The sequence below is a fragment of the Saccharopolyspora sp. 6V genome (genome assembly GCF_020176785.1).
Classification (GTDB): Bacteria; Actinomycetota; Actinomycetes; order Mycobacteriales; family Pseudonocardiaceae; genus Saccharopolyspora_C; species Saccharopolyspora_C gregorii.
In genome coordinates this window covers 1-5,321 of sequence record NZ_JAIUKB010000049.1, presented here as the reverse complement: position 1 = coordinate 5,321, position 5,321 = coordinate 1, and the positions used below count along the sequence as shown (strand labels likewise).

The window sequence follows — 5,321 nt, the reverse complement described above, 5'->3', positions numbered from 1 at the left end:
CTCCTTGCCGGATCGCTCCGGGGCGGGACAGCTTGGCCCGGGCGGCCGCGTAGGGGGCGGTCGTTGCAGCCGGGACAGCCGCTGTAGGTGGGGCCCGCCGCGGCCCCCCCCCCCCCCCCCCGCCCTCCCCGTACGGGCTGCCGAGCACGAAGAGCCCGGCCCGGAGCCCGGCCGCCGAGGTTCAGTCCCCACCACCCTCGACGACACCCACCATTATTGCCGACGCAATCGCGTGCTCGGTGCGTCCTGGTGCAACGCGGCGAGAAGGCGGCCGGTGGTCTCGGCCACCGTCGCCGACTCCGGCACGAGCTGTTCGCCGGGCCAGCCCAGCACGTCGTGCGGGTACCACCAGCGGCGCATTTCTTCAACGCCGAAGGCCGCCGCCTGCGGTCGTCCGGCGTGTCGGCGCAGCGTCTCTTCCCAAGAGACGTCGAAGTAGTACACGCGGGTCGGCCCGAGGTGATCACGTGCCAGGCGGGTCAGCAGGTCGTGGTAGCGCTCCCGGTGCAGGATGCCTTCCAGGACGACGTCGTAGCCGACGTTCAGGGCATAGCGCACGGTCTGCTCGATCAACCCGTAGTGCGGCCCGTCGGCGGTATCCCGGGCCTTGAGCACGGTGCGGCGCAGGTAATCCTGCTCGACCAGAGCCAGCGCGGCACCGCACTGCTCGCGCAGCGCTCGGGCCACGGTGGTCTTGCCACTGCCCGAATTGCCGCGCAGCACCAGCAGCCTGGTCTGTGCCGTTCCCATCGGCCCCACTCCCTCACCCTAGAGAACCGCCGCTACGGCCAGCGGGAGAACCGCCGTTCACACTGGTCCGGCCAGACACCCGGCCAGCGGGGATCCGCCCGTGCACCAGCAGGAACCGACACGCCGGTAGACCTGCACGCAGCGGCGCACCAGTGCCGATCCGAGCCAGGCCTGCCAGGCATCGGCGCGTACCGCGACCGCCTTGATCCGAGTGCGCCTGACTACGCTGAGCAGGAACGCTCGCGTGCGGTAACGGTGCGTGTTTCGGAATGATCTCGCGAGTGGGCGGCCGGGCGAGAACGCGGTGCTTGCCGGTCATGATGCCCCTCGCATCACGTGGCCAGCCTGAACAGGCGTTCGGCGTTGCTATGGCTGATTTTCGCGCGCTGTGCGTCGGTCAGCGGTGCGTTGCGCATGAAGGAGACAGCGTCGTTCGTGTTTTCGTAGGGCGCGTCGAGGGCGAACAGGACGTTGTCCTCACCGACGGCGTGCAGGGCGAGTTCCAGGACGCGGTCGTCGTTGATGCCGCTGGTCGTGATGACGAAGTTGCGCCGGAAGTATTCGCTCGGCGTCAACCGCAGCTTGGGCATGGGCCCCGCAGCGCCGGCGGTGCCGGCGGCGAAGGCGTGACGGTTGTCGATCCGCTTGAGCCAGTACGGGATGCCCTCGCCGAGGTGGCCGAGGACGATCGTCAGGTTCGGGTTGCGGTCGAATGCCCCGGAGAGGATCAGCCGCATGGCGTGTAGCCCGGCTTCGGCCTGATAGCCCCAGATCGCGCCTTGCATCCCGTAGACGTCGTAGGGCGCGAGCGCGCTCGGATAGCGGGGATGGAGATAGATCGGCGCCCGGGCTGCTTCCGCCGCGTCCAAGAAAGGCCGGAACCGCGGCTCGTCGAGGTAGTGTCCGTGCGTGTGAGAGTTGATCATCACGCCATTGAGGCCGAGTGAACTCATGATCCGCTCGGTCTCCCGTGCGGCCGCCTCGGGGTTCTGCGGGGCGACTGCGCCGAGAGCGCCGAACCGGCCCGTGTGTGTGCGGACGAGTTCGGCGAGCGCATCGTTGACCAGGCGCGCGAGCGGCACCGCGTTCTCGGCGTAGTAGGGCTGGACTCCCGGCGGGTTGGTGCTGAGCACAGCCATCGCCTGCCCGGCCGCGTCCATCGCGGCGACCCGTGCGTCGATGTCATGCAGCGCCGCCGCGGTCGGACCGGAGCTTTCGACGGTGCGCATGAGTTCGACTTCGGCCTCGTCACCGGGGTGGACGGCGAGGCCGTGTGCGGCGCCGAGGAACACATCGGTGGTGACGTGTTCCTCGACCGCGATGATCCGCTCAGAGCTCATGCTCGCCGCCCTCCGTCGACCGAGAGCACCACACCGGTCACGTAGGAGGATTGGTCGGAGGCCAACCAGATGGTGGCCTCCGCGATCTCCTCCGGCCTCGCGAGACGCCCCAACGGGGTGGCCGTTTCCTGCTGCGAGGCCATGTCCGTACCAGCGGCGACCTGATCGAACATCGCCGTTCTCGTGATCGCGGGCGCAACAGCGTTGATCCGGACGTGCCGGGACGCGTAGTCGATCGCGGCCGTCTTGGTGAGCCCGACGACGCCGTGCTTGCTCGCGACATAAGCCGGTGCGTGCGGGATCGCGTACAGGCCACCGTTGGAGGCCACGTTCACGATCGCACCGCCGCCAGCACGCACGAGGTGAGGAATTTCGTGCTTCATCGAGAAGAACGTTCCGGTCAGGTTGACGGCTATCACTCGTTCCCACGCCGTCGCGGTCATTTCGATGAGCTCCTGCCCGGTCGAGGGGACCGCGGCGTTGTTCACGGCCACGTCCAACCGGCCGAAAGTCGTGACCGTTCGGCCGACGGCCGTCTCCACGGATTCCTCGTCCGCGATGTCCAGTCGGGCGGAGAAAGCGGTTCCACCGGACTTGTCGATGGCCGAAGCCGTCTCGGTGGCCGATGCCTCGTCCAGGTCGAGGACAGCGACCGCCGCGCGACGATGAGCGAGGCCGAGTGCGATGGCCCGGCCGATACCGCGCCCGGCGCCGGTGACCAGCGCGACCTTCCCGGCGAAGTCGTTCATCGCAGCGGCTCGTGGTTGGCCCAGGCCACGCGGTACGGGTAGCGAGCCTGCCACTTCTGGATGACCTCGTGCGCGCCCGGCGCCGCGAACAGCCGCGCCAGCGCGGCTTCGTCAGCGACACCGAACTGCAAGATCGCCGTCGCGACCAGAGCCGGAATGGCGTCTTCGCCCGGCATCCGGATATGCCGCCGCACGGCGAAATCTTCCACGGCGCCGGTGTCACGCATCGCTTTTTCGATGTCGGCGAGGTACTGCCGCAGCTCGGTGTCCGGAATGGCCTCGGCGAACGAGACGATCATCGTGTGGTTAATCATGAGACCAGTCAACGCCGCCGCTTCGCGGGATGTCCAATACACATCTTCCGGAAACTGATAACGTGCAGGAATGGATTCGCTGGAGATCCGCGAACTGCGGTACTTCGTGACCGTCGCGGAGGAGCTGCACTTCGGCCGCGCGGCCGAGCGCCTGTCGATCGCACAACCGGCGCTGACGAAGACGATTCAGCGGATCGAAGCACGCTTGAACGTGCAACTGTTCACCCGGTCGAGTCGCCGGGTCGCGCTCACCACAGCCGGTAGTGCGCTGCTCGAACACGGTCGGCACGCACTCGACGCCATGGCGACGGCGGTCAGCAGCGCCCAGCGGGCCGACGCCGAGGAACACGTTCGGCTGGTGATCAAACCCGGTGGTGACGCGAACCTGCTGTCCGGCATCCTCACCCGCTACGCCCAGTACCAGGACGCACGTGAGATCGATGTCGTGTTCAGCGGCGGCACGGGCCGGGCGGGCTTCCTCCGGGACGGCCGGGCCGACGTAGCTCTGCTCTACACGCCGTTCGACGACACCGATGGCCTCGCAACCCGGGTGCTGCACACCGAAGACCGAGTGGCCGTGCTTCCGGTCGGCCACCCCTTGGCCGCCCGGCGTTCGATCGAGCTCGCCGATCTCGCCGGAGAACGATTCCCCCGCTGGAAGGATGTTCCCGGCGACGGCGCCGAGCCAGAGATCGAAACCGTCGCCGAACTCCTCCCGCTGGTGACCATCGGCCGGGTGATCTCGGTCCTGCCACGCTCACTGGTGCGGCCGACCCCGCCGGGCGTGATCTGCGTCCCCGTCACCGACGCCGGCCCCAGCCACGTTGTCATCGCACGCCAGGCCCAGGACCATCGTCCCGCGGTCGCCGCGCTCATCGAGGCGGCCGTCACCGCACCACCTTCGAACTTCTAGCCTGGCGGGTGGACCTCGTCGGCGGAGATCCGGAGGTATATCGCTACCCGCAACGGCGGACTGTGCTCCTCGCGCGGCTGGTCGCTGGTGGTCGGGTTGGCCGCACCCGAAGGCGACGCTGACGACGCTTGGGGGCGGTGGGCGCCGCCATCACGACACCGCCCCCGCACCTGCCGACGACTACTCAGGGCATCGGATCGGACGGGCCCCAGTCCGGCTGGCAGATCGTGTCCCGGTCAGCGACATTCGGGCAACGGCACCCTCAGAGTCCGCAACGACCACGAGAGCAGGCTCGTACCGCCGTACTTCAAGTACCACGGGATCGCCGACGCGGTTGGTGGGTGCGGCGAGGTCGGCTGCGGTGTCAACGAGGTCGTTTAGCCCTCGGGTCAGCGGCATCGAAGGTCTCGACCCGTCACTGGTGGATGGCGCGGGCGGATTCGTCGACCAGCTGCGATGTGAGTGCGTGGGCGCGGCGGGCCCGTGCGGCCGTGTCCTGTTCGTCCGGGCCGGGTTCGAGATAGGCGCGCTGTGCCGTGCCGTTGTCGGTGCGGTCGCTGTTGAGGCGGCCGGAGTCGACCCCGACAGTGGAAGGCGGCGGAAAACACAAGCCGTCCGCCGCGTTCCACCGGCACTGATCAGCACCTGGCGACAAGCCCGACGGAGATGCTGCGGACGCGGCCGCAGGGCGCGTAGCACGCACCACTAGGGAGGCGGGCCGAATCTCGAACTTTTCATCGATCCGACCGAGCTCCACTACGCGCCCAAGCGGTCTACAACGAGACCGAAACCTTTGCTCACCAAGCGCTGTGCTCACACGGGCCACGCTCGAACCGGTGCTTTATCACCACCGAACCCCCTTCACAGGAGATCCGAAAATATCGGCGTCTCCCCTGGTGGCGCCCCCGGCAGGACTCGAACCTGCGACCTAAGGATTAGAAGTCCTTTGCTCTGTCCAGCTGAGCTACGAGGGCCCGCACATCGCTCGCGTGAGCTGCAGCAAGCAGGGTAACCGGCCGCTCCGTCGACAGTGGTACCGACGCCAACGGCGTTGCAGACCCGGTATCGAACGGCAAGCTGATCGACAGCTCCACGCCGGGAATCGCGCCGGAAGATCACAGAGGAATCACCGCGCGCACGTCGGGGGCCCCCCCCCCCGGCCCCCCCCCCCCCCCCCCCCCCCCCCCCCCCCGCCCCGCGCGTGGGGGGGCGCCCCCCCCCCCCCCCGCGGGGGGGGGCCCCCCCGGAGCCGAGT

5 protein-coding genes and 1 tRNA gene are annotated in these 5,321 nt (G+C 68.6%); 1 reads left to right on the top strand and 5 read right to left on the bottom strand.

Annotation, left to right across the window (positions count from 1 at the left end; all coding sequences use genetic code 11):
• Nucleotides 1-213: 213 nt before the first annotated feature.
• The 4 genes from LCD35_RS10670 to LCD35_RS10655 all read right to left on the bottom strand — a co-directional run bounded on the left by LCD35_RS10670 (nucleotide 214) and on the right by LCD35_RS10655 (nucleotide 3,138).
• Nucleotides 214-750: an AAA family ATPase gene (locus LCD35_RS10670; protein WP_224968818.1), complete on the bottom strand. Its 537-nt coding sequence runs from the start codon at nucleotides 748-750 to the stop codon at nucleotides 214-216.
• A gap of 332 nt (nucleotides 751-1,082) precedes the next feature.
• Nucleotides 1,083-2,090 carry an amidohydrolase family protein gene (locus tag LCD35_RS10665; RefSeq protein ID WP_225044116.1) on the bottom strand — a complete coding sequence of 336 codons (1,008 nt, stop codon included), beginning with the start codon at nucleotides 2,088-2,090 and terminating at the stop codon, nucleotides 1,083-1,085.
• On the bottom strand, nucleotides 2,087-2,839 hold the full coding sequence (locus LCD35_RS10660; RefSeq protein WP_224968822.1) for an SDR family NAD(P)-dependent oxidoreductase: 753 nt from the start codon (nucleotides 2,837-2,839) through the stop codon (nucleotides 2,087-2,089). Before LCD35_RS10660 ends, LCD35_RS10665 begins: the two co-directional genes overlap by 4 nt.
• Nucleotides 2,836-3,138, bottom strand: a complete 303-nt coding sequence (locus tag LCD35_RS10655) for a hypothetical protein (protein WP_224968824.1) — start codon at nucleotides 3,136-3,138, stop codon at nucleotides 2,836-2,838. Before LCD35_RS10655 ends, LCD35_RS10660 begins: the two co-directional genes overlap by 4 nt.
• An 85-nt stretch (nucleotides 3,139-3,223) precedes the next feature.
• On the opposite strand from LCD35_RS10655, the gene LCD35_RS10650 reads away from it, so the two are divergent.
• A complete protein-coding gene (locus LCD35_RS10650; RefSeq protein WP_224962740.1) occupies nucleotides 3,224-4,066 on the top strand; it encodes a LysR family transcriptional regulator in 843 nt (280 codons plus the stop codon).
• Nucleotides 4,067-4,963: 897 nt separating this feature from the next.
• On the opposite strand, the gene LCD35_RS10645 is transcribed toward LCD35_RS10650, so the two are convergent.
• Nucleotides 4,964-5,040: transfer RNA gene (locus tag LCD35_RS10645), tRNA-Arg, on the bottom strand.
• Nucleotides 5,041-5,321: the final 281 nt, after the last annotated feature.